The organism is Mycoplasmopsis meleagridis (assembly GCF_900660695.1).
In the GTDB taxonomy this organism is placed as follows: domain Bacteria; phylum Bacillota_I; class Bacilli_A; order Mycoplasmatales; family Metamycoplasmataceae; genus Mycoplasmopsis; species Mycoplasmopsis meleagridis.
This window is the reverse complement of sequence record NZ_LR215042.1, coordinates 293,697-319,389: the sequence shown is the minus strand read 5'-3', so window position 1 is coordinate 319,389 and position 25,693 is coordinate 293,697. Positions and strand designations below refer to the sequence as shown.

General features: G+C 24.8%; 23 protein-coding genes and 2 tRNA genes. 6 read left to right on the top strand and 19 right to left on the bottom strand.

Annotation, left to right across the window (positions count from 1 at the left end; translation table 4 throughout):
• Positions 1 to 27: 27 nt before the first annotated feature.
• The 8 genes from EXC33_RS01415 to eno form a co-directional block, all read right to left on the bottom strand.
• Positions 28 to 1,791 carry an ABC transporter permease subunit gene (locus EXC33_RS01415; protein ID WP_052716979.1) on the bottom strand — a complete coding sequence of 588 codons (1,764 nt, stop codon included), beginning with the start codon at positions 1,789 to 1,791 and terminating at the stop codon, positions 28 to 30.
• Positions 1,782 to 2,531 (bottom strand): ATP-binding cassette domain-containing protein, encoded by a 750-nt coding sequence (locus EXC33_RS01410; RefSeq protein WP_063725439.1) that lies wholly within the window; start codon positions 2,529 to 2,531, stop codon positions 1,782 to 1,784. Before EXC33_RS01410 ends, EXC33_RS01415 begins: the two co-directional genes overlap by 10 nt.
• Complete coding sequence (gene cypl, locus EXC33_RS01405; protein WP_046096773.1) at positions 2,515 to 3,768, bottom strand: ABC transporter thiamine pyrophosphate-binding lipoprotein p37/Cypl; 1,254 nt, start codon at positions 3,766 to 3,768, stop codon at positions 2,515 to 2,517. Before cypl ends, EXC33_RS01410 begins: the two co-directional genes overlap by 17 nt.
• 127 nt (positions 3,769 to 3,895) lie before the next feature.
• On the bottom strand, positions 3,896 to 4,858 hold the full coding sequence (gene ruvB / locus EXC33_RS01400) for a Holliday junction branch migration DNA helicase RuvB (RefSeq protein WP_129727305.1): 963 nt from the start codon (positions 4,856 to 4,858) through the stop codon (positions 3,896 to 3,898).
• On the bottom strand, positions 4,833 to 5,438 hold the full coding sequence (gene ruvA, locus EXC33_RS01395) for a Holliday junction branch migration protein RuvA (RefSeq protein WP_046096771.1): 606 nt from the start codon (positions 5,436 to 5,438) through the stop codon (positions 4,833 to 4,835). Before ruvA ends, ruvB begins: the two co-directional genes overlap by 26 nt.
• Before the next feature lie 142 nt (positions 5,439 to 5,580).
• Positions 5,581 to 5,663, bottom strand: a tRNA-Leu gene (locus EXC33_RS01390).
• 46 nt (positions 5,664 to 5,709) lie between these two features.
• Positions 5,710 to 5,785 (bottom strand) — tRNA-Thr (locus tag EXC33_RS01385).
• A gap of 88 nt (positions 5,786 to 5,873) precedes the next feature.
• Positions 5,874 to 7,241, bottom strand: coding sequence for a phosphopyruvate hydratase (gene eno / locus EXC33_RS01380; protein ID WP_046096770.1), 1,368 nt, complete (start codon positions 7,239 to 7,241; stop codon positions 5,874 to 5,876).
• 134 nt (positions 7,242 to 7,375) lie between these two features.
• Here eno and EXC33_RS01375 point away from each other — a divergent pair, with 134 nt between their 5' ends.
• The gene (locus EXC33_RS01375; RefSeq protein ID WP_046096769.1) at positions 7,376 to 8,191 is read left to right on the top strand and encodes an HAD-IIB family hydrolase; all 816 of its coding nucleotides are present in this window, start codon (positions 7,376 to 7,378) and stop codon (positions 8,189 to 8,191) included.
• Between the two features lie 13 nt (positions 8,192 to 8,204).
• Here EXC33_RS01375 and EXC33_RS01370 read toward each other — a convergent pair whose 3' ends face one another.
• From EXC33_RS01370 to trpS, 3 genes are read right to left on the bottom strand one after another with little or no spacing between them, the layout of a single operon-like run.
• Positions 8,205 to 8,648 (bottom strand): MAG3450 family membrane protein, encoded by a 444-nt coding sequence (locus tag EXC33_RS01370; RefSeq protein WP_046096768.1) that lies wholly within the window; start codon positions 8,646 to 8,648, stop codon positions 8,205 to 8,207.
• Positions 8,641 to 10,389: a threonine--tRNA ligase gene (gene thrS / locus EXC33_RS01365; RefSeq protein WP_046096767.1), complete on the bottom strand. Its 1,749-nt coding sequence runs from the start codon at positions 10,387 to 10,389 to the stop codon at positions 8,641 to 8,643. The genes EXC33_RS01370 and thrS overlap by 8 nt, the downstream gene beginning before the upstream one ends.
• Positions 10,390 to 10,396: 7 nt before the next feature.
• Positions 10,397 to 11,392, bottom strand: coding sequence for a tryptophan--tRNA ligase (gene trpS / locus EXC33_RS01360; protein WP_046096766.1), 996 nt, complete (start codon positions 11,390 to 11,392; stop codon positions 10,397 to 10,399).
• A 75-nt stretch (positions 11,393 to 11,467) separates the two neighbouring features.
• Here trpS and EXC33_RS01355 point away from each other — a divergent pair, with 75 nt between their 5' ends.
• Entirely contained in the window at positions 11,468 to 11,839 is a 372-nt protein-coding gene (locus EXC33_RS01355; RefSeq protein WP_046096765.1) for a hypothetical protein, read from the top strand.
• A 54-nt stretch (positions 11,840 to 11,893) separates the two neighbouring features.
• Here the strand turns inward: EXC33_RS01355 and EXC33_RS01350 are convergent, their stop codons facing one another.
• A complete protein-coding gene (locus tag EXC33_RS01350; protein WP_052716976.1) occupies positions 11,894 to 14,026 on the bottom strand; it encodes an MIP family Ig-specific serine endopeptidase in 2,133 nt (710 codons plus the stop codon).
• Between the two features lie 92 nt (positions 14,027 to 14,118).
• On the opposite strand from EXC33_RS01350, the gene EXC33_RS01345 reads away from it, so the two are divergent.
• The 3 genes from EXC33_RS01345 to EXC33_RS01335 all read left to right on the top strand — a co-directional run bounded on the left by EXC33_RS01345 (position 14,119) and on the right by EXC33_RS01335 (position 16,566).
• Positions 14,119 to 14,451: a cupin domain-containing protein gene (locus tag EXC33_RS01345; protein ID WP_046096764.1), complete on the top strand. Its 333-nt coding sequence runs from the start codon at positions 14,119 to 14,121 to the stop codon at positions 14,449 to 14,451.
• A gap of 7 nt (positions 14,452 to 14,458) precedes the next feature.
• The gene (locus EXC33_RS01340) at positions 14,459 to 15,934 is read left to right on the top strand and encodes an endonuclease/exonuclease/phosphatase family protein (RefSeq protein ID WP_046096763.1); all 1,476 of its coding nucleotides are present in this window, start codon (positions 14,459 to 14,461) and stop codon (positions 15,932 to 15,934) included.
• 146 nt (positions 15,935 to 16,080) lie between these two features.
• Positions 16,081 to 16,566, top strand: coding sequence for a hypothetical protein (locus EXC33_RS01335; protein ID WP_046096762.1), 486 nt, complete (start codon positions 16,081 to 16,083; stop codon positions 16,564 to 16,566).
• A gap of 24 nt (positions 16,567 to 16,590) precedes the next feature.
• Here the strand turns inward: EXC33_RS01335 and EXC33_RS01330 are convergent, their stop codons facing one another.
• The 7 genes from EXC33_RS01330 to EXC33_RS01300 form a co-directional block, all read right to left on the bottom strand.
• Positions 16,591 to 18,498, bottom strand: a complete 1,908-nt coding sequence (locus EXC33_RS01330; RefSeq protein ID WP_046096761.1) for a M13-type metalloendopeptidase — start codon at positions 18,496 to 18,498, stop codon at positions 16,591 to 16,593.
• A gap of 1 nt (position 18,499) precedes the next feature.
• Positions 18,500 to 19,177 carry a 16S rRNA (uracil(1498)-N(3))-methyltransferase gene (locus EXC33_RS01325; RefSeq protein WP_046096760.1) on the bottom strand — a complete coding sequence of 226 codons (678 nt, stop codon included), beginning with the start codon at positions 19,175 to 19,177 and terminating at the stop codon, positions 18,500 to 18,502.
• A gap of 87 nt (positions 19,178 to 19,264) precedes the next feature.
• Entirely contained in the window at positions 19,265 to 20,596 is a 1,332-nt protein-coding gene (locus EXC33_RS01320; protein ID WP_052716975.1) for a cell division protein FtsZ, read from the bottom strand.
• Positions 20,596 to 21,762, bottom strand: a complete 1,167-nt coding sequence (locus EXC33_RS01315; protein WP_046096759.1) for an MAG3720 family protein — start codon at positions 21,760 to 21,762, stop codon at positions 20,596 to 20,598. The genes EXC33_RS01320 and EXC33_RS01315 overlap by 1 nt, the downstream gene beginning before the upstream one ends.
• 11 nt (positions 21,763 to 21,773) lie before the next feature.
• Positions 21,774 to 22,676: a 16S rRNA (cytosine(1402)-N(4))-methyltransferase RsmH gene (gene rsmH / locus EXC33_RS01310; RefSeq protein WP_046096758.1), complete on the bottom strand. Its 903-nt coding sequence runs from the start codon at positions 22,674 to 22,676 to the stop codon at positions 21,774 to 21,776.
• Positions 22,666 to 23,109: a division/cell wall cluster transcriptional repressor MraZ gene (locus EXC33_RS01305; protein WP_197722030.1), complete on the bottom strand. Its 444-nt coding sequence runs from the start codon at positions 23,107 to 23,109 to the stop codon at positions 22,666 to 22,668. Before EXC33_RS01305 ends, rsmH begins: the two co-directional genes overlap by 11 nt.
• A gap of 123 nt (positions 23,110 to 23,232) precedes the next feature.
• A complete protein-coding gene (locus EXC33_RS01300) occupies positions 23,233 to 23,907 on the bottom strand; it encodes a potassium channel family protein (protein ID WP_046096757.1) in 675 nt (224 codons plus the stop codon).
• 115 nt (positions 23,908 to 24,022) lie between these two features.
• Here EXC33_RS01300 and EXC33_RS01295 point away from each other — a divergent pair, with 115 nt between their 5' ends.
• Positions 24,023 to 25,651 (top strand): TrkH family potassium uptake protein, encoded by a 1,629-nt coding sequence (locus tag EXC33_RS01295; protein ID WP_046096756.1) that lies wholly within the window; start codon positions 24,023 to 24,025, stop codon positions 25,649 to 25,651.
• Positions 25,652 to 25,693: the final 42 nt, after the last annotated feature.

The following is a 25,693-nucleotide window of genomic DNA, read 5'->3' as shown; positions in this document are numbered from 1 at the left end:
CAATATTAATGATTAATAAAATAAAAGTTAAATATTGAAAAAGTTAATTTTTATCAATTTTAAAGGCCATAATTTAACTTTATTAAGTCTATTATGAATTAGATATTTAATTAAATTAATAGAAATTATTGTAAAAGTTGATATTCATACATAAGAAAAAGCTTTGTTTAAATCTAAAAATTTTTCATTTAAAAAATAACTAATTTTAGAACCTAATACTAATTCATTTTGTGAATAAATACTGTACGTTAATAAATTTCTAAAATTAATTTCTAAATAAAAAATAAATATAGAAATTAATTCATGTTTTATTGAAGGAATTAAAAATAAAAAGTATATCTTGCTTTTACTGTATCCTTGTATTTTTAAATTATGATAATCATTTTTATTAAATTTATCTATCATTTCGCTAAATAACTTAGTTAGTACTGTTATTTGATGAAAAGTTAAAATTAGTAATAGTAAAGTTAAAGGCGAAAAAAATAAAGTATTTAGTATAAAAAAGAAAATTATTACCGGTATTATTCTTAAAAACGTCATTATTATCTTATTGAATAAAACATAGTATTTATTAAATAACAATCTACTAAACAATGGAAGAAAAGTAATTGTTAATATTAAAGATAACAAACTTATAAAAGTTGAAAAAAGAATAGTTTGTAGTATTTGTAAAAATGGATTCAAGTTAATATCTTTTGATAGAGCATCAAAAACTGATCAATCAGGATTGAAAAAAGAAACAAAAATATTTTTGGATGAATAAAGATTTAAAGAAGTATAGTCAATTGTTATTAAAACGTAAATTGTTAATATCAATGGCATTAATAAAAGCAACAAATTAAAATAAAATTTTCAACTACATATATATTTTGTTTTATTAACACTATTTAAATATCTTTTTTGTGTATAAAAAGCAGATTTATTTCTCAAAATAAAATTTAAAAAAATAAAATTAAATAATTCTAAAAAAACTATAAAAATGAACAAAATAACAAATGGTATTCCTAATTCATTTAATCTAAAAGATGAGTAGGAACCATAATAAATTAGTGTCCCTATTCCTCCTAGCCCTAGTGTAGCTAATATTGATGATCATCTAATGTTTGATTCAAAAGAATATAAAAATTGTGCGATTATCCTATTGCTAATTCTTGGCCAAATATAATTAAAAAAAATTTTAAAGTTATTATTGCCTAATTTTTTCAAAAGATATATTTCTTTATAGTTAAGAGAATTAAACATTTCTAAATAATATTTATGAAGCCATAATCAAGAGAATCAAAAGAAAACTAAAACTATTGCTAAATAACTATTAAATGAGTTAGTAAATATAGTTATAAAAACTAGTTCAGGAATAGATCTTAAAAAGATAATAATGATGGAAAAAGGAATTCTTAAAAAATTTTTTAAATTATTTTTACTGGTGATATAGCTAGTTGTTAATGCTATAATGAAACCTAAAAAAGAACCAACTAATGTATATTTGATAGTAATTCATAAATAATTGATAGATAAAATTCATAAATTGGAATTTTCATTACCTAAAATATATGAACTTTTCTCACTAAATTTAAAAATATTTACCAAATTATTTTTAAATACATTTAATCCAAATTCATTAATATTTAAACTTAAATTTAACAAAGAAATAGTTGTTATTAAAATAAAAATTGCCAAAATAATTAATAAATGTTTTAATAATATTTTTGATTTTAAATATGTAACATTATTTTTACTAATATATCTATAAAATAGGTGTTTTTGTAAAAACAGTTTAATTTTTAAATACATTTTTTAATCTCATCTATATCTATATTTTCTTTGTCAAAAATACCATTTATTTGTTTATTTTTAAAAACTACTACTTTATCAAAATTTTCATCTATCAAACTTAAATCATGAATGTTTAGTAATATTGTTTTTTTATATTCATGTTTAATTTTTAAAAATAAATTTATTACATCTCTTGAAGAAAAATAATCTAAATTAGCAGTAGGTTCGTCAGCTAGAAGTATTTCACTATTTCTAATTAAAGCTTTAATTATTTCTACTCTTTGTTTTTGTCCGCCACTTAATTCATCCACTATAGTAAAAGCCTTTTCAATAAGATTTAATTTATCTAATAATTCAAAAATTTTTAATTTAATATTTTTAGGATGAATTCTAAAAAAAGAACAAAATTTATTTTTAAAAATTATATTAGCTTTAAGTATATTGTTAAAAACATTCTCATGATTAATAAGAATAGGATTTTGGTTCAAATAAGACATATTTTTCAAAATTTTTTTTCATTCTTTTTTATCTAATTCGTAAATATTTTTATTGAAAATTTCTATTTTTCCTTTTACTATTTCTAAATCTTTCAACAGAGAATGGAAAAAAGAAGTTTTTCCAACTCCAGATTCTCCTACAAAAGCGACTATTGAGCCCTTTTCAATGTTTAAATTTATATTTTCAAAAGTATTATTTTTATTATTTTTATATTTGATAGTTAAATCTTTTATCTCTATTAAGTTATTGTTTTTGTGCATTGTTTTGCATTTCTACATATTTTTTAAAAGTTTCAAAATTAATACTTTTTACTTTATTGTACCCTGTATAATTTCCAAAAGTATTTTCTTCTTTAGTTAATGAATCAAATACTTTAATTAATATATCTTTTTGATAATCATTAATATTACTTCTTGCAACTAATATATCATAAGGAGCAGGATTAGTAAAAGTTAATAATCTAACAACATTATTTATTTCACTTTGATAATTATTTTCTTCACTTTCGATATATCCATAAGGTTTAAAATATAAATTATTTGATCTAGTTCAATTGAAAACGCCTTCATTTTCAAATGCAATATGTTTAATATTGCCATTACTATCAACTTTGCCTAGTTGATTTCTAGCTTTTTGACCTTTTAAAATATTTTTATTATCTTCTTTAAAGATATTATCCAATTCTGCTAGACTAATACCAAAATGTTTTGATAGTATACTTAATGGGTATTTATATTTTGTTCCACTATCATAATCGCCTATAATTATGCCGAATTCGAGAAATTTATCTCAGTTTTTATTATCTCATGCTTCTATTATTTGATTTCTAGTTTTCTTATCTCCAGAAATAAGAATTGCTCCATGTAACAAAGGCGTATAATCATTTTTTTTATAAAAAACATTGTATATAGAATTATTATAATCTAGTTCTTTTTCCTTATTAACCCATGAAGGGTATTCTCCGTGTTCTTTAAATTGTTTTAAATTTTCTTCCTCTGCCATTTTTCTTAATGGATCATCTTCTAATCCATTAATGTAATGAATATTATCATCATTATCATTCGATCACGTAAATTGTAGTACATAGGATTGACCTATTATTTTTAAAGGAAATGATTCAACGTTATTTATATAATGATTAGCAAAACGACTATAACTAATAAAAGCTAAATCTACATTTTTTTTACCAGCTTTTAAATCGTCAAAAAGTAATTCTTTTTGCTCGTTCACACCTATTTTAAATTTAACATTTTCAAATTTTGCAGTTTGACTATTTTCGTTTTTTATTTTGTTAAATCTATTTTCTAATAAATTTAAGAAATTTTTTTCTTTATCTGTATTAGCAAAACCATCATTTAATTGAGATACAAAAATAGTTATTTCATTATCTCAAGAAAAATTTTCATTATTTTTTGTATTTTGACAACTAACTGACAAAAAAGATATTGGAATTAAAGATAAAAATTTTATAAAAAAGTTAAATATTTTCTTGTTCATTTATCCTCACAAAACAGGGATAAAACAAAATAAAACTAAGTAACGCAAGAATTACCTTGATCTACTTATAGGTATAATCTCAGCCATATTTAATTAAATATAGCACCCCTGTTGTTTAATATTATATTTAAAACTTATTTATAAAAGTATTATTTAATAAATAATCTATTCCTTTAGTTGTAATTATTCTTCCCCTAGGACTTTTTCTGATTAATTTATGATTAATTAATAAAGGTTCTATTTCGTAAATTAAATTTTCTTTTTGAAAATTCAATAATGCTGCTATTGAATCTATCGAGGCATAATTGCAATCGAAAATATTTTTCAACGTTTCTAAATATTCTATGTGGTCTTTATTTAGACCTAAATCATATATTTCTAATCTTTTAAAAGTTTCGTAAACTATTTTATTATCTAAAATATCTTGATTTTTTGCAATAGCAAAATCATTAACTCTTTTAATTAAATGTAAAGCTACTCTAGGAGTTTGTTTTGAATATCTAGCAATTAAACTAATTGCACTATTTTCGGCCTTAATTAGAAATTTATCTTGTGCAATTCCTAAAATTTTTTCTATATCTTTATTTTCATATAAATTAATTTTAGCTTTTAGACCAAAACGATCTTTTAATGGCTGACTAAGTAAATTAATTTTAGTTGTTGCACCAATTAAAGTAAATGGTTTTAAATTCATACGCATTACTTTAGTGTTTCCTTCTGGTCCGATTATAATATCGATTTTGTAATCTTCCATAGCAGAATAAATTAATTCTTCTACATTTTTATTAATACTATGGATTTCGTCAATAAAAATAATATCTTTTTCATTAAGAGACGAAAAAACTGACAAAATATCAGCTTTTTTCTCTAATAATGAACCTTGTAAGTAATGTATTTTAGTCTTTAGTTCATTGCCTATAATTGTTGCTAAAGTTGTTTTTCCAGTTCCAGGCGGGCCATAAAAAAGTATATGATCAAGAACTTCATTACGAAACAAAGATCCTTTAATCATGGTCTTTAATGTAAAAATTAAATTTTCTTGTCCAATAAATTCATTAAAGTTATTAGGTCGTAATATTTGCTGTTTTATCATAAGAATTTGAAATTAGTCTAATAGCTTCTTCAACCATTATTTCTACATCATTGTTAGGTGTTAAGTTAGGAATAACTTTATCAATTTGTGCTATTTTAAAACCTAACATTTTTAAAGTTTCCTTAACTTCATTCAAATTATTGTTATTATTTGCGTTTTTACTAATTTCTTTATTATTATCGACTAATTTAGATCATTTAGATTGTAATTCCATAATAATATTTTTAGCCAATTTGTTATTAACGTATTGAATTTTAGCTAATTCTTCATAATTACCTTTTGCTATTAATAGTGCTGTATTTTCTCAGCCATTATTTAGTAAATTGAATGAAGCTCTAGGTCCTATTCCAGGAACTGAAATTAAATCAATAAATAATAATCTTTCTTTAAAATCTTTAAATGCATAAGATGATTCATAGTATTCATTTTTAATTTCATAGACATAAAATTTTAATTTAGTCTTTACTTCAAATCTTTTTATATCAGGAACAATGAAGTTATAACCTATTCCTTGACTTTCAAAAATTAAATTATTATTGTTTTTATAAATTATTTCACCGATACGATAAAGTACCATTTTTCTCCTCCTGTACTACTTAATTACTTATAAAAAGAAAAAAGTTAATAAACAGAAAAAATACGGAATTTTTGCTGTTTATTCTATTATTTGTTTCGTTAATTAAAAAAACTAGCCTAAGCTAGTTTGATGTTATTACATATGGTGCGCAAGGAGGGATTTGAACCCTCACGCGTAAGCACTAGAGCCTAAATCTAGCGTGTCTGCCAATTCCACCACATGCGCATATGCTTACAAAAGGACTCGAACCTTTTAATTCCAATTAAGCATCTGGTGCCGCCTATAGGACTCGAACCTACGACCTACTGATTACAAGTCAGTTGCTCTACCAACTGAGCTAAGGCGGCAATTACTTACTAATTATATTAAAAAAGAAAATTAATAAGTAAATTTTTTTATATGTACTAATAATAAAAATAAAAAGCATGATGCTTTTTATTTATTGATATTATAGAAAGATTTAAGACCTTTAAATTGTGCTGAAGAATCTAATTCTTCCTCAATTTGTAATAATCTATTATATTTAGCAATTCTATCGCTTCTTGAAAGAGAACCAGTTTTAATTTGACCAGTATTTAAAGCAACTGCTAAATCTGCTATTGTTGAATCTTCAGTTTCTCCTGATCTGTGAGAAACAATAGCTGTCATATTATTAACTTGAGCTAATTGAATAGCATCAATAGTTTCAGTTAGAGTACCAATTTGATTTAATTTGATTAAAATAGAATTCATTGCTTTTTTATCTATGGCTTTTTGTAATAATTTTGGATTTGTAACAGTTAAATCATCACCTACTATTTGGATTTTATCGCCAAATTCGGCTGTAAATTTTTCAAAACCTTTTCAATCGTTTTCAGCAAAACCATCTTCAATAGAAATAATTGGATATTTAGCAATTAAATTTTCATAGTATTTTAGTAATTCAGCACTGGTAAATTCTAATTTTACGTTACTTAACTTCTCAAAGCCATTTCTTTTTTCGTCAATTGCCTTTTTAAGTTTTTTAAATGTATAAAGCTTTTTGCTTTCATCATAAAATTCACTTGAAGCTGCATCTATTGCAATAGCAATTGCCTTATTGCCTTTAGTAGCAGGAACATAATTAGCTTTTTTTATTGCTTCAATTAGATAGTCTAAAACTTCTTCGTGACTTTTGGCATTGGGAGCAAAACCGCCCTCATCACCTACTTGAGTACCATGACCATTAGCTTTTAGAATTTTTGCTAAATTATGAAAAACATGATTAGCCATTTGTAAGGCTTCTTTGAAAGTTTTTGCTCCAACTGGCATAATCATAAATTCTTGAAAATCAACTGTATTAGAAGCATGAGCTCCACCATTTAAAACATTAAGCATTGGCAAAGGCAATAAAGAAGCATTTACACCTCCTAAATATCTATAAAGAGGTAAACCTATTTCGCTAGCTGAAGCATGTGCATTAGCAAGTGAAATACCTAACAAAGCATTCGCCCCATATTTATCTTTATTTGCAGTACCATCTAGTTTAATTAATAAATTATCTAATTCTCTTTGGTTCAATGATTCTAGGCCAATTAATTGAGGTGCTAAATGTAAGTTGATATTATCAACGGCAGTCATTACCCCCTTACCACCGAATCAATTCTTTTCATATTTAGTTCCTTTATCTCTTAATTCTAATGCTTCTTTTGAACCTGTTGAAGCTCCTGAAGGTACATTAGCAATACCATAGCCGCCATTTTCAGTTCACAATTCTACTTGGACAGTAGGATTGCCTCTTGAATCTAAAATTTCTCTAGCGATTATTTGTTTAATTGCAGACATTTATTCCTCCTTAAAAATATCATCGAAATTATAAACTTTTGCAATAACTTTAAACATAAAATTATGTCTTTTAAAAAATTTTTATTAATAAGAAGAAAATAAAATTTTGCTTTTATTGGTTTATAATTGCCTTTATGAATAAAAAAATTAAAGCCTTTTTTGTTGATTTAGACGGAACTTTTTTAGATCAAATTGATAATACTTTTTCGCCTGTTTCACAGGCTAATTTAGAAAAAGCTAAAGAAGTTAATAAAGAGAGAAATTTTATTATTTCCACAGGAAGATCTAATTCAGAATTCGTATTAAATTTAGCTAGAGAAATTAATTCTAAGTATATTGTTTGTCAAAATGGAGCCGTAATAGTTGATAGAGATAATAATATTTTAGTGAATAATTTAATCGAAAATGAAACTGCAAAATCTTTAAAAGAATTTTTAGAACGAAAGAATTTAAATTACACAATTAACGGTGATCCAATAATTTATACTAATAATGAAAAAAATGTTACTTTAGATCGTCCTTGAGCAAAAGAATTTGTTAAAAAAAGTTATAAAGAGGCTAATTTAGAACAAAATATTAACCGTATGTTAGCTTTTGGTTTAAATTCTAAAGAACTTACTAAAAAATTATCTAATGAAATATTAGCTAAATTCCCAAATTTAAGAACACATATTGTTTCTAAGGGCCTTTCTTTAGAAATTACAAATAAAAATTCTACTAAAGGCATAGGTAATTTATTCATTTGTAATTTACTAAATATAAAAGTTGATGAAGCATGACATATAGGCGATTCTGGGAATGATATTTGTGTTAAAGAACAAGGCTTTAAACTTGCAATAATGGCTAATGCTATAGAAGAAATTAAAAATGAAGCTAACTTTTTATCTATAGAAAATATTAACTCTGGTGTTGCTAAAACTATTGATTTATTGGATAATATAGCTAAATAAAAATCAAGAATAACTATTCTTGATTTTTATTTTTTCTGCTTTTTATTTCTCTATAGTCAATAATTTTACCTACTATTATGTTTACTATTAAAGCTGAAAGAAGAGTAATGAAAATCACAGTAATTAATCTAGCATATAAAGGGTATGATTCAATATAAGAAGTAGGAATTAAAAATCAAAAAACACATAAAATGGGTACTGTTATATTAACTATTCTTAGAGTTAAAAATTTATAGTAAATAAATAAAATATTTATTAATAGAGCTATTAAACCTATTAGATAAGTTAAAAAAAAGTTTAATCAATAAGGTTTTATTAATATTTGACCTAAATCTTTTGTTCCAATAATATATAAAATTGCTTGCGGTAAGATAATAAAAATAGCAATAAATAATCAGTTATAAAAAGCTTGATAAGGATTTCTTTTTTGCTCTTGAGCTATTTTTTTATTATTCATAGTTTGATTTTCTTTTATTAAGCATAATTATGAAATTTTCTAAAGTAGTATTTATTGTTTCGTTTTTGCCATATTCGCGATAGGATATGGTGTTTGTATTAGTTTCATTCGCTCCTAAAATAACTTGGTATTTAACTTTATTAATTTGTGCTTCTCTTATTTTTTTATTTAATCTCTCACTTCTAGAATCTAATTTAGCTCTAAAATTATTATCAATTAGTTTTTCAAAAACTTCTTTTGCATAAGGTAAATTTTCCTCGTTATTTACGGGAATAACACTAATTTGTCTTGGAGCTAATCAAAACGGTAAATTACCTTTAGTTTGTTCTAGCAAAATAGCTACAAATCTTTCGTAAGTACCAATTAAACCACGGTGAATCATAACAGGTCTTTCTTCTTGACCATTTTTATTGATAAAAGAAATATTGAAATTTTTAGGTTGTAAAAAATCTAGTTGAATTGTTGAAACGGTAATTTCATGACCTAAGGCCGTATCGATTTGAATATCAATTTTGGGACCATAAAAAGCAGCTTCACCTTCTACTATTTCATATTTAACTTGCATATCATCTAAAGCTTTTTTTAGCATAGATTCAGCATAATTTCACATTCTTTCGTCATTAAAATATTTTGTTTGATCCTTTTTATCTCTTAGAGAAAGAGAAACATAACTTATGTCTATTTTAAAAATTTTTAAAATCTTACTTATTAATTCATACATTAACTTAATTTCTTCTTCAATTTGATCTTCTCTAACAAATAAATGCCCTTCAGTTAAAAGCATGCCTCTAACTCTTTCTAAACCAGTTAAAGCGCCTGATTTTTCATATCTATAAAGTTGGCTTTGTTCTGAATATCTAATTGGTAAATCACGATATGATCTTTTTTCTAAGTTATAACAAATAATGTGATGAGGACATGTCATAGGACGAGGAATTAATCTTTCTTTTTCAACTATTAAAGGACTAAACATATCATCTTTATAATGTTCTAAATGACCGCTAATTTTATAAAGTTCCTCGTTACCAAAATGGGGCGTTAAAACTTCGCTAAAGCCATATTTTTTATCCATTTTTAAAACTAAATTTTTAATTTCATTGTGAATATACATTCCATTTTCAAGTCAAATGGGAAAACCTTGTCCACTTAAATAATTAAAAGCAAAAATTTGCATTTCTTTACCAATTTTACGATGATCTCTTTCTTTTCTTTCTTCTAATAAGGAAAGAAAATTATCTAATTGTTCCTTATTTTCTCAGGCAGTACCATAAATTCTAGTTAGTTGAATATTATCGCTATTACCTCTTCAATAAGCACCAGCTAGAGAAAGTAATTTAAAATTTTTTAAATTTTTAGTACTTTCAATATGTCCTCCAGCGCAAAGATCTTTAAAAATAATTTCATTTTTCAAAGGATCTTTTAAAGCATAGAAAGTTATTTCTTCATTTTTGGCTTTCAATTCCTCATAAAGTTCTTTTTTATAAGGTTTGTTACTAAAATCATATTCACTTATAGGAATTTGAATAGTTATTAAATTTCTTGCTGCTAATTTCTTCATTAACTTTTCAATTTTATTTAACTCTTCCACACTTAGAGGTTTTTTAAATTCAAAATCATAATAAAAACCTTCTTCAGTAGCTGGGCCAAAGCCTAATTTTACATCATCATAAAGCATTTCTACTGCAGCAGCTAATAAATGGCTACAAGTATGATTTAAATGTTTATCTGCTTTTAATTTCATAATTCTCCTAGTTAAACCCCATTTTATCTTTTCATTCTTTTAAATTCTCTTGAGCTATTTTTTTAGCATTAGTTAAACCATTTAAAGCTACTTCTTTAACGATTAATTTAGCCTCTTGATAATTTTTTTGTAATTTAATTAATTCCTCTTTAACAACTAAAGCAACTTCTTTTTTAAATTCGGCATAATTAGCTTTTTCAAAAATTAATGCTGCTTCTTCTAAGGTTATACTTTTTAAAGCGGCATAAATATTTAAAAGATTGTATATTCCTTTTTTTTCTTCAGAAAGATAAATTTTATTTTCTGAATCTGTAACGGCTTTTAAAATTTTTTCATAAGCTAAATCGGGATTGTCAGTTAAATAAATAGTAGCTTTAAGACTTTTTTCGCTTTTTGACATTTTTATGTCAGGATTAGTTAATGATTTAATTCTAGAACCAATTTTTGGAATGATTCCTTGAGGAATATTAAGATTAATATGATAGTGTTTTTTTAATTTTTGAGCAATATTTTTAGTTAATTCTAAATGTTGTTTTTGATCTTCGCCAATAGGAACAAAATCAGGATTATAAATTAAAATATCAGCTGCCATTAAGACAGGATACATTAATAAACCAGCTGGAATTTTTTCGGTTTTATTTTCTTGTTTGCTTATTTTTTTAGCTTTGTCTTTAAACTGTGTCATTCTTTTTAGATCACCAATAGCTACTTCACTAGTTAAAAGTCATTGCGCCTCTGCGTGTTCACTTAAATCGCTTTGAAAAAAAATATTACATTTTTTAGGATCTAAACCACAAGCTAAATATCAAGCTATAGTTTCATATCTAGAATTATAAAGTTCATCTTTATTAACTTTGCCAGTTGTTAAAGCATGTAAATCAGCTACAAAAAAATATGAATCATAATCATCTTGTAATTTAACGAAATTTTTTAAAGCACCAATGTAATTACCTAATGTCAAATTACCTGTTGGTTTAATGCCACTAACTAATCTTTTTTTCATTTTGCTCCTTAAAAACGTTAAATAGGATAACATCAAAATTTTACTTAATATTTGAGTTAATATATAATTAAAATTATGAATTGTAAAGATAAACTATTAGTTTCATTCCTAACGATTATAACGTTTGGACTTTGCTGAGTTTATTGAAAGAAAAAGAATCAAAAGCAACAAAATCTATATAAAGGCAAAGTAGAATTAGATAAAAAAATTAATTTAGAAGAATTAGTGCTTTTTTTAGGTAAAAAAGACAATATTACCAATATTGAATCTAGTGCTTCTAAAGTTACTATTTTCTTTCAAAATAAAGCTTTAATTGATATTAATAGTATTAAAAAAATTAAATACATCACGGGCATGATGATTAATAATAATAAAATCACTTTAATTGTTGGCGAATATGCTTTAAGTATAGCTAATGAATTAAGAAAAAGATTTGATTTAAGTTAGTTATTTTCAAAAAATTAAATAATAAAAGGCTTTTTCAATAAAGCCTTTTTATTTTTAAAATCCATTAGGGAATAAAGCGGTTTTTTTAGTACCGTCTTCAAATCCTTTAGGGAAAAGTTTTTCTAAGTTAGAACGATATGAATCCTTTTGTTTAGGATATTTATTTGTGTCAGTTCCATCTATTAGATTATATGCATAACTGGTAAAACTATTACTTAAATCGCTAATATCAGTTGATTGCAATAATGGAGCAAAACCTGCCTTGCCTAATAGATCATTTGAATCTTCTCTGTTTGTGCTTACTGAATCATAAACACCCACAATCTGACCAAAATCGTTATATACTACTGACCCTGAAGCACCGTAATTAAGCGATGAAAAACTAATATTATAGTGCACCCCATAAGGACCTGCTAAAGGTTTATTTCATGCTTTATTTATTCTAAAACTACCTGATTGAATTTCATGATCATTTGATTGATAGGCAAATAAATCTTTGTATTTAGTTCCATATCAATCAGCTAAAGTTTCGCTGTTACGTTCAGTAGGATTATTATGAGCAAATTTAGTTGTATCAGCCTTAGGATAACCGGCTATATAAAGATTTTTTGCACTATCCAAAGCATATTCATAATCTCCATCGTGTTTATTAGGATTTAAATATTTTGATACATAATCTAAAGTTTGCATGTATGAAGAAACGTTCTTATTTTGGTTTGGCAAATTATTTGCATCTTTAAGTCTTTTTAAATAATTATCTACAGCGGTTGTAGAATCATTTACTCATTTTTTTAATTTATCATTTGCTTGTGATAAATCAATATCTACTGAAAAAACGGCAAAATCAACATAAACATGAGGTTTTTTGCCTTCAGTTTTTCATGTCTTATAGTATTCTGCATTTGGATCTTTACTTGATAACGTTTCATCAATACGAGCGCTTATTTTATCTTTATAAGCTTCGAGAGCTTCTTCTTTCATAAAATCAACAGCAGCAAATATTAATGTAGGTTTGCCAATTGCTTTAGTATAAGTAGTTGCTCAATAAGTATTTCTATTTCCAGTTGCTTGTTGAGTTAGTTTTTCATTATTTGTAAAGTAAGATAAATTACCACTAGTTTGACTTGTTTTATTTGGTAATGTTTCAAATTTAGGATTTTCAGCTCTACCAAGAGCAATACCAGAAACAGTATTTCCAGTAGGATCACTGTATTGTGGAAATAATGAAGTAGCAATTTTAGTATCCATTGTATTAGAAAAATCACCTAAAACGTGCACGTTAGTAGCTAAAAATAGCTTAACTTTATTTTGATCATTACTACTTTTATGATAGTCTAAAACCCAAGCAGTACCTTGATCTATTTGTACATCAGTATTTTCAGCTTTAACGTGTGTATAAATTTGTACTGAAAAAGTACGGTCATATATCTCTTTATAAATATCTTCCGCCTTAACGGGCGTGTATCTAGAAGCATAATCTGGATATTTGTTGAATTTTGTTCTATCCTGTTTAAAGAAATTAGGAAAGTTAGGAGGAATTGGAGGAACTTGTTCACCACTAGGATTGTCAGTTCCTGTATTACCATTTTTATAATTTTCTGCTTCTTTTAAAACTTTATCAATAAGCGCAATATCAGAATCAATTTCACTTTGAGAAGCATTTTCATTGTCGTAGAGATTTTGCGATTTATTAGCCTTATCAATTATTTTGCTATGTAGACTATGATTTTTTTGAATTTCACTATCAACTTTATATTCATTAAGTTTATCTATTTTAGTTTTTAAAACACTTTTATCAATTCTGTTTGATGGATTTTGATTTTCTGAAGGTTGAGAATCATTATTATTTGTATTATTTCTTGAAATAAATGCATTAAATTCATCAATTATTCCTGTTAATTGATCAATTTCTTGCATAAATTGACTATTTGTTCCATTTGTATTATTTAAAAGTTCAGTTGATGAACTAATTGAATTTTCTACTTTTTCTTTCAACGCAGAATCATTATTTAATGTCTCTGCGTTATTTATTTGTAAATTTTTTAATTCATTTAACTTATTTGACAGTTTATTTTTATTTTCTTCTGTAGGTTGATCACTATTACATGAAGCGGCCAAAATGCTTAAACTTGTAATAGAAATTGGAGAAAAAACGCCAAAAAGTTTTATCAATTTCTTTGTTTTCATACAGTTATATTATTATATTTTTCTAGAAAATAAAAAAAGAAATCCTTGAGTGCTTATCAAAATAATTATGTCTTAAGTGTTAAAATTGGATTATGGATAAACAAATCTCTTTTCTTTCCACTTACAATTTCACTAAATTTAACTTTTCAAACCTAAAAAAAGGCAAAGAGAAATTTGATTTAATTTATGATTCAAAAAATTTCTATATTCAAATAATTTATTCTAAAAAAGTTAATTCTTCTTGAATGAAAAATGATACTATCGAAAATGTTTTTTTGCTTAAAGGAAAAGCTATTTTAGAAGACGAAAATAAAAATATTATAAAAATGAAAAAAGGCGATTTTTTAACAATCAAAGAAGAGTTAAAACACAAAATTAATTGATCATCTAGAAAATGTATTTGAATTGCATTGCACCATAAATAGGAGAAATATGAAAAAAAATATTATGTCTTTATTTTTTGTGTTAACTCCTTTTTTCTCTTTTACTACTCTATCTTGTAGCACGAATGAAGAAATTAACAAAACTCAAATTAATAAAAATGCTTCGCAACTAAGTATTGATATAAAAAATATAGACCAGTTAGGTAAAGAAAATAAAATAGTTAAGGAAAAAATAATTCCTAATTTAGAATTTAAAAATCTCAATAGTAAATATGAAATAACTATTGATGAGTTTTTAAATCTTTTTGAAGGAGCTAATCAAATAGTTAAAATCAATTATTTTTTAACTGACAAGGTTAGTAAAATTAAATCTAATTTGTATCAAAAAACCTTTAAAATAGGTGAAAAAAGAAAAATGTTAGGATTAATAAATGATGATTTAAATAATCCAAATACTAATAATTTAGAAGAAGAAAAGAATCAAAACAATAGTCCTTTAACTATTCGTATAGGCAATTGAAACGTTTTAAATTTTAGTTTATCTGAGAAAAATGAAAATTTGGTAAAAAATACTAAAATCTTTGCTCTAAGTCATCTCATTAATCATTTAAAAATTGATGTTCAAGGAATTATTGAATTAGATAATGAAGAAGCAATTATAGCTTTAGTTAATTCATTAAATAATTTAGATCCTAATGCTAAGTGAACATACACTATAAGCGATAATTCAGAAAATGGAAATGGTAAAAATAAAAAAATTCCTTCTGATTCTAAGCAACATGAATTAGCAGCTATTTTATATAAAAGTTCAATATTAAAAGCAAAAGAATTCACAAATAACAAAATTTCTGAATCATATGATAATAGCACTTTTTCACCATACTATGAAAAAAGTAATGTTTTAGGTTATGTAAGACCTCCTTATGCATTATTTCTAGAAACTTTAGGTAATATTAAAAATGACTTTACGCTTGTAATTGATCATTTTGATTCTCCAGGGGCTAAAAAAAATGGTGAAAGTAAAGTAAATCCTGATAGTAAAAATAATTTAAAAGCAGCCTTAGGAGCACAAGAAGCAGATGAAGCCTACAACCTAGTAAATGTCATGAACTATTTTGATAAATTAGACGGGAAAAATGATGATTTAATTTTTATGGGCGATACAAATATTGCTAGGGGAAATTTAAATACATTTAAACCATTAATATCTGAAGGCTATAAAAATTTAATAAACGAAAATATTAACACTTCTTTAGGTCTTAAAATTGATAGATATTCTAATCCTTATGACAAAATTTTTTATAAAGGTACTTTAGAAACTAATAATGCTAAAACATATGATCTTTACAATATTATTAATGATAAAGTTTTACCAAATGTAAATTCATTAGAAGAGTGAAAAAAATTAGTTGATTCCTATAAAAGTACGTCTTTTAGTAATGACTATGCCTACATAAGAAGCGTAATTTCTGATCACAACCCCATATATTTTGATTTGATTTTAAATGCCAACGATGTTAATTAAATCTTATTAACAATCAATATTTCATTAAAAAACCATGTATTTAACGGTTTTATAGGTTAATGCATGGTTTTATTATTTTTTTAGTCACATTTAAACATCAAAAAAAGCCTTAAAAAGATTAAAAATTAAAAACTTATTATTAAATTATGAAAACTTTACATGAGTCAAATAATTTAATAATATTACCAATTTTAAAGCCCATTAAATTAAGTAAAAATTTTATTAACAAACTAGGAGGAAAATTATTATCAAACGTAGTATTAATTGTGGCTTTGGAGGAACATAATGTATATTTCTTATCTTGTTTTAAAGCGTCTAACGAGAATGAAGAAAATCAAGAGTTTATACAAATTAACATTCATGAAGGAGTTAAAGAAAACGGAGAATTGGACATTATTAAACTAACTTCCGCAGTAAGCTTAGATAATATTTATAAAATTAATATAAATGATTTTAAAAATTATTTAGAAAATGATTATGAAACTTTACCTTACTTAGGTATTAAAGACCAAATTAATATTATTACTAAATTAACTAACAAATTTGAAGAAAATAACCAACCCAAATTAATTTTTATTAAAAAGAGAAAAATTGAAAAAACTAATCAAAATATAAAATCAGAAAATATTTAAAAATGCAACAAAAGTTGCATTTTTTTATCAGATATTAACTCTTTTTTCTTTAGGAAGATACATTTTATCTTCTTCTTTAATATCATATGTTTTATAGAATTCTTCTAAATTTTTAACTTGTAAATTAGCTCTTAAAATATTAGGAGCATGCACATCTATTTTTAGGAGCATTTTAGCATAATTTTCACTGCTAATTTGTCTTCAAATTGTTGCTCATGATTCAAAAAAGTCTTTTGATGAATGTTTTTCTTCGCTCATTGAAGCTTCTAATGCACAAGAAATTCCCCCGCCATCAGCAATATTTTCAGATAAAGTTAATTCACCATCACAAGGTCCAAAACCGCTTTCTTCGCCATTAAAAAGTTCTACCATTTTTTTACCTAAGTCAGTAAATTTAGCAAAATCTTCATCTGTTCATCACATTTTTTTATTACCATTTTCATCAAATTGTGCGCCATGATTATCAAAAGCATGACTAATTTCATGTGCAATAACTCCACCAATTCCGCCATAATTTGCTGAAGATGATTGTTTTAATGAATAAAAGGGTTTATCTAAAATACCAGCAGGAAAAACAATATGATTCATTGTAGGAGAATAATATGCATTTACTAGAGCAGGAGACATTGATCAATGATTTTTGTTAACTAATTGATTATATTGACTAAAATCATAGGCAATTTTAACTTTATGTATAGCAAAAACATTATCAAGTAAAGTAAATCCTTCACTATAATTTTTTACTTCATACGAAGCATAATAAGGTTGAATAACATTAGGATAACCAATGTGAACTCCTAAATTTTTAAGTTTTAAAAGTGCCTTTTCAATGGTAGGTTTTGATAGTCAAGTATTATTTTTTAATCTTTTAGCATAAACATTAATCATTTTATTAACTTTATTTTCAACATCCTTTTTAGCATCTTGACCAAAATATTTTTTGGCATAATATGTACCAAAAGGAATTGTAAAATAGTTATATGCTAAGTTAAAAGCAGCTTTTGATTTAATTGATGATTTTTTAATTCCTGATAAAACTTTGTTAAATTCATTACCAATTAATCTAGTTTCATTATCTAGGTATGCTGTTGAATTTTCTATTAATTTAACTAACATTCAAGCTTTATAATTTTCAAAATTATCTGCATTTAAAATGATGTCAAAATTTTCTAAAAATCTTGGATAAGTAACTGATAAGCTTTCTACTTTATTTTTAACTAAAGTTTCTGCTATTAATTTAAAATTAAAATTTTTCGAATAAGAATTAACTTTATCAATGTCGTAGAGATTATACATTTTTATATAATCTGCTCTTTCTAAATTAGATGGATAATATTTAGCTAATAATTCATCAAAAGCAAGCATTTTTTCTATTATTTGTTCACTTTTTTTATCTTTATAACCTAATTTAGTAAGCAGTTTAAACATCATTTTTTGATATGCTTGAATTAAAATTGCTTTTTGTGGATTTTTTTCATCATAATAGGAAATATCAGGAAGTAATATGCTAGCATGAGATAAATATAAAATTTGATTTTTTGAATTAGCAAAATCACTATAGACAAAAAAATCTAAAACTGAAGGATATCCATCTAAAATTAGTTCTGGTAATTTTTCTATATAATCCTTTAAACTAGTTATATTAGTAATTCTTTCCAAATATTTTTTCAATGGTTTTAAACCTAATTTATCTCTTTTTTCATAGTCAGTTGTTTGCTTATACAACTTAGCAAAATTTATTAATGTTTGATCCTCAATTTTATTGTAATTTGTAAGTAAATCTCTAGCTAATTTCATTAACCTTTTATTATTTCTCTTACTTATTTCCGAAAAAGCTCCATATGAACTTTTATCACTTGGAATTTTTGCTTCTTTCAGTCATTTTTCATTAACTGCTTTATAAAAATTATCTTTTAATAGTTTTTTATTCATCTTAAATTTCCTTTATATTGCTAAGCATAAATAAACAAGCAGTTTCAGCTCTTAAAATTCTCTTACCTAAATTTACTATTTTTGCCTTATTTATAGTAGCAAAAGTTATTTCTTCGTCGCTAAAACCACCCTCAGGACCAACTAAAATCAAACAGTTAGTTTCTAAAAAATTTATTTTATTTTCTGCTTCTTTTTCATGTGCTATATAAATATTTTTATCGTTATATTTATTAATTATATCTTTAAATTGCATAGGCTTTTCAAAAGATGGAATTATGTTTCTAAATGATTGTTCAGCTGCATTTTTTATAATTTCTAAAAATCTTTTATATTTTCTTTCTAAATCATACTTAACCAAATTACCATTAGTATATTTACTAATTAAAGGAATAATTTTAGTAGCTCCTAATTCTACTGCTTTTTGAATTAATCATTCAAATCTTTCGATTTTAATAATTGGTGCTGCTAAAATAATTTCGTTTTTAAATTCGTTGTTGATATTTTTTTTCCTAATTATTTTAGCTTTTTGATTTTCAAAAACACATTCGTAAAATTCATTTAAATAATTGCATAGAAAAATATCTTTTTCTAATCTAGCTACTTTTATATGGTTAATTAACTTATCGTCCAATTCAAAATAATTATTTTCAATTTTTTTATTCACAAAAAATCTATGCATTATTTATTCCTCTTTTTCATAAGTATTTTAGTTGAATATTTATTAAAAATAACATAAAAAAGAGATCACTGAAATCTCTTTTTTATGTTATTTATGCTTTATGATTTTATCGAATCAACTCATTTTTTTACTTTTAGGTTGATAATTAGAATAATTTACTTGCTTTTTTTCAAATGCTTGTTCAAATTCATTACTTTCTTCATTTTCTTCATCATTTTCTAGATCATCAAAGCCATTAAAAACATCATTTTCGTTAAGATTAATTTCACCAGTTTTAGCAAAAATTGGACTATTTTGACTTAATTCTTCAATATTTTTTTCTGCTAATTCTTCTTTATAAGCTTCTGTAACTGTTTTTATTTTATTTTCTAAATTTTCATTTTCATTAAATCCAGTTGCAATAATACTTATTTCAATAAAATTATCTCTGCTATTGACATTATTTTTGCCGCTAATATTATTTTTATCGTTGAAATTATCTTTACTATTGGCATTATTATCTTCATCTTGGCAACCAGTGAAAACTTCTAAATCATCATCTTCAACTTTGAATTTTTCTGCTATTTTATGTTTGATTTCAGCTATATCTTTAATCGAACCATTTTTCATTTTGACTAAGTAAAGCATCTTTTTAGGAGCAATTATTTTTTCGTCCATTGATATATTATTAAAAATATATTCAACAATTCTATCGCTAATTGTCATTTCATTATTATTATTATTATTGAAATGACTCACTTTACCAATAGCTACAAAAGTTCTCTTTCCATCTTTTAAAATACTTCTTAAATCATTAAAATCAACATTCATAAAATAATTTTTACTTATTATGTTATTTACTGCAATAACTGTGTCTTTCAATGAGGAATTAAGTAATTTAAAAGCTTGATTTGAAGGTAAATTACTATGCGATTTAAAGATTTTTTCATTATCAATTACAACATAAGAATCACTTGCTTCTTTAATTTTGTCAAGACCTTCTTGAGCTAAATTTAATTTCTTTTTGCCTTCATAAGCAAATGGCATAAAAACTATAGAAAGTGTAATTATATTCGCATCTTTAGCTTTTTTAGCTATAACTGGTGCGGCCCCTGTTCCAGTTCCTCCACCTAGTCCTGCAACTAAAATTATTAAATCTGCTCCTTCAATTGCTTTTTCTATTTCTTTTTTGCTAGCTTCTGCAGCACTCTCACCAACAGTATTATCGCCTCCAGCTCCTCAGCCTTTAGTTTCTCCTGTTAGATGAATTTTATTTTTACATATACTATTATCTAAATCACTATAATCAGTGTTAGCAACATAATATTCTATATTCGGAAATTGAAGATTTTCATTTATAAGAAAATTAATGGCATTATTCCCAGCTCCGCCTATTCCAATTACCTTAATTTTAATTGTTTTGTAATTAAAATTTTCCATTATGCCTTTCTATTTAGATTGAATATATTTTTTAAAAATTTAGAAAAGAAATTCTTCTTATTAGGTATGACAATATTATTAATGGTGTTATCTTGATTAATTTCAACTTCATTATTATTTAGATATTTAACAATCCCCTGCATGCAGTAGGATAAATTAGAATAACTTTTAGAAGTATTAAAATTATCAAATTTAATTTTCAAGTGTTTAATTTTATGGGTAAAAGTACATGTACTTTCATCTAAAATGACTATTTTATAGCCTTTATTAGCGATTGAAATGATTGTTTTTTCTATTGAATTTCAAAATTCCGTAATTATGGATTCTATAAATTCAAATGCAAATTTTTGTTTTTCATTTAAACTGTCAAAGTAATTTTTATTAGTGTAGTGAATATAATTTTTTAATAAAGCATCTATTAGAAGATCAACTTCTCAAGAACTAATTGCAAATTTATTTTGAATAACTTTTTTTGCTACATTTAAATCAATTATTTCTTTTTTATTACTAATAACGATTTTATTAATAGCAGTTGCTAATGTGATACTTTTTTGTGACATTTGTAAAAATAAAACTTGTGAATGATTATTTTTATCAGCCTTTAAAATACTATTAACGTTTGTATTTATTAAATCTAAATAAATTTTATTAGCTAAAAAGAGTTCTTTAACCTTGGCTAATAAAGAATTTTTTTCTACAAGAAGAAAATTTTTTTTAACTGAAATTTTATTAGCTACTTTATTAAGCGGAAAAGTATGATATGTTTTTAACTCACCTATTTTATTGTAGGTTTGGTAAAAAACATTATCTGCTCTTAAAATAATAAAATTCTTATCAATTGAATTATCAACTTTTTTTTCTAATTCAATTTTATGTTGTTTAGTTATCAAGTTACTCTTAGCTAAAATTTCTGCTTGATAATTTTTCAACATATAGTAATTGGATAAACTTTCGTCAATAATTAAACTATGATAAATTTGACCATCTTTTTTTACTTTAATTCTTTTTTCAAAATTTTTGACTGTTTTAATTACCTTATCTAGGTTACTTAAATGTTGATCAAAAGGAAGTGAAAATTCATAAATTAAATTAACTTTATCGTCTTTTTGACAAATTACATTAGCCTCAAAAACGGTATCACTTAATAAGTAATTTATGTAATACATTTCAACCTCCTTTATGTAAGTTTTGTTAAAACTCTTAATTTTGCACTTCTAGAACGATTATTAATAGATAATTCTTCTCTACTTGGATAGTAGGTTTTAACTATAAAATTTTTAATTTCATTAACGGGCATTTTAACTGGCAATTTATTTTTTGTTAAAGAGCCAAAAAAATGTTTGACTATTGAATCTTCTAGAGAATGAAAAGTAATTATTGCTAATGATGCATTTTTTTTAAGCAAATTAATAGCGTCAAAAAGCATATTTCTAAGTGAATCAAGTTCATTATTAACTTCAATGCGCAGAGCTTGGAAAATTGCTTTATTTGGATTTTTCAAAGAAACAATTTTGCTTGGTAAGCTTTCTCTAACAACATTTGCTAATTCTAAAGTGGTATTTATTGGCCTTTTACTAACAATAGCCTTCGCAATTTGTTTTGCAAACTTTACCTCGGCGTTTTTGTAAAAAATATTTGCCAATTGTTCTATAGAATAGTTATTTACTATAAAATTAGCATCTAGTTTTTGTTCTTGATTCATACGCATATCGAGGCGTGCATTTTTACTATATGAAAAACCTCTTTCTGCGTTGTCTATTTGTGGCGAAGAAATACCTAAATCAGCGATAATTCCATCAACTTGGTATATTTCCAATTTTGCTAATTCAGCTTTAATATTTTTAAAGTCAGCATGAATTAAATGGAAATTATTATTAATTTTAATTAATCTTTTGTAACTTTCTTCTATTGCAAAAAGATCTTTATCAAAACTAATTAATTTACCTTTAGGAATTCTTTTTAAAATAGCTTCAGAATGTCCTCCCATACCTAAAGTTAGATCTATATAGACACCATTTTCTTTAAGTTTAAGAGAATCTAAACATTCTTTCAAAAGAACTGAATTATGTTTATTTATCATCTTTAGATACTAAAAATTTAGCTGAATTCAATAATTCTTCTTCACTAATTTGTTGCGAATAATTTTCATAGGTTTGGTTATTTCATAATTCAACCATGTCACCTACTCCAATTAAAAGCGCGTCTTTTTGAATAGCGGCTTTATCTAAATAAATTTTTGGAATAACGAAACGACTTTGACTATCAAGCTCAATTTCTTGACTATTACCTAGTCAAAATCTTTTGAGTTTTCTAGCATTTAAATCGAAATTGCTTTGCATATTGAAAATGTCAATTAACTTATTGAACTCTTTTTCGCTTCTTAGCTCTACAATTCCTTCCATGCCAATAGTAATATAAAACTTATTACCTAAGGCTTCTCTTACTTTAGGAGGAAGAATAATTCTTTTTCTATCATCCAAAGTTCGAGGATACTTACCATAAATGTTTCCCATATTCCTCCACTATTCACCATTATTTTACATTTAAATTTATTTAAGGGCAAAAAAATAATTTAAAAAATAAAAATACTCCACCTGATAAATGGAATATTTTGTGGATAACTCTTCTTAAAAGGCCTATTTTTCATTAAAAATGCTTATAGCATTATTAACATCGCTAACCTTGCCAATAATTGTTAATAAATCGTTAGGTAAAATAGTGGTAAAGCCATTAGGCAAAATAAATTGTGTTTCTCTTTTAATTAAAACAACAGAAATACCTAAGTCATTAAATTTTAAATCTTTAATTTCTTTATTTAAAATTTGATTATTAGTTACATATGTTGTGCCCATAACAAAACCATTAGCTATTTCTTGTAAATTTTTAGAATATTTAATAAAGTTTGAATTAGCAGCCAAAATAGCTGTTCTTATTCCTGCTTCATATTCAGGTTGAATAATTACGTTAACACCAATTTGTTTTAAAACTAAAGCATGTCTTTTGCTAGTTGCTCTTGCAATAATATTAGAAACTTTTAATTCTAATAAAGAAGCCACTATTTCAATATTATCTGAAATAGATACTACAACTGTATCCATATTTTTAATATTGAGAGCTTTTAAAGTTTTTATATCCGCAGCATCACCTATAACAATTTTTTCAACTTGATTTGTATAATTTTTTAAAACTTCTTCATTTTTATCAATTATCATAATTGATGAATCCATTTTAATTAATTGTGAAATTACAGCCGAACCAAAACGGCCAGCGCCTATTACACAAATATCTTCATTTTTCTTTTTATTAAGCATAGCATTTACCTCTATTTAATGAATTATAAGAAATATGAGATAAAAAACATTTAAATATTAATAATTAACGTAATTATTAAAATTAATAAACTTTTTTTATATTATATATATCGATATGTGAAAATGAAAGTTTAGTCGCTGATTAAGCAATAATATTTTTGCCAAAATTTTTGCAAAATTCAAAGCGCACAGAAAACATAGTAATAAAATCAGGCTTATTTTTTTAACTTATTTGATTATTGTTATAGTAAGTTCTCTTTTATTAATGTCGCCTATTACTCATCAAAAGATAAATAGTTCTTGAGGAAATGTTAATTTTATTGATGCTCTTTTTACTGCTTCATCCGCTTTTAGCGACACTGGCTTAACAAGTTTAAACACATATAAAACTTGAAATATATTTGGCCAAAGTTTAATTTCTATTTTGATTTTAATTGGTGGTTTAGGAGTTTTTGCCTTAAAAATTTATATTATTAACATTCTTTTTTTTGGAAAGTTAAAAATTTCCTTAAATGCCTTAAATATAGTTGATTCTGAACGCAGTAGCAATGATATTGGTAAAGGCACTCGAGAAGTAATTATTGATTCTATATCTACTCTTTTAATAATTATGTTAATAGGAGCGGTTGGACTTTCATTTTATTTTTATCTTGCCGAACCTAGAAATTTATTCATTTCACAAACTAAAATAATTGATCCAGAAACTAATCTTAGTTTATCAAAATCTTTATACTACAACTTTGTAGGAGATTTTATTAATCCTAAAGGTAATTGATCTTTAAGTTTTCGCTTTGGCTTTTTTCACGCCATTTCTGCTCTTAATAATGCTGGTTTTGACATTATTGGAAATAGTTCTCTAATGCCTTATTATCACAATATTGAATTACAATTTTTCTTTTTAATTCTCTTTTTTATCGGGGGAATTGGCTATCCAGTAATTCACGATATTATTAATTTTTTCCGTTTTAAAATTAAACATCCATCGAGAAAATATCATTGAAAATTACTTACAAAACTTAGCTTAATTTCTTATCTTTTAGCTTCTTTAATTGGTGCTATACTAGTAGTTACTTTTGAAATATTAGCTAAAAACGGTTTTTGATGAACTAATAGTAATGAGATTAATAAAATAACTGAAGAAAGATTTTTTGGAAACAATGCAGAAAAAACATGAGCTTTAATTTTTTCTGTTTTTTCAACAAGAAGTGCTGGTTTTGCTACTATTCCAATTAATCATCTTAGTGATAGTTCATTAGTTGTTTTATCTATTTTAATGTTTATAGGTGCTGGACCTTCATCTACTGGAGGAGGAATTAGAACTACTACTTTTGCCATTATTACAATTAGTATTTTTTCAAGAATTTTAGGACGTCCTTCAGTAAGAGCTTTTCATAGAAAAATAGATAATAATACCGTAAAAAATAGTTATACAGTCTTTTTAACGGGAATAGTTCTTTTAATCATTACTTCTTTAGTTATTTCTTCTTCTTCAGCTAATTATTTTGGAAATGTACCTGCAAATACGCATTTTAGTAACTATCTTTTTGAAGCCTCTTCAGCTTTTGGAACAACGGGAATAACAGCAGGAATTTCTGCTAATAGCAACATTTTAAGTAAAATCTTTTTAATTATTATCATGTTTATTGGACAATTGGGAATTTCTTCAACAATTCTAATATGAGGAAAGAGAAGAAATTATTCCTACAAATATGAATATGTTCCTGAAAATGTGCCTATAGGATAAAAAACCTATAGGTTTTTATTAAAAATTTTTATTTTGGCTAAA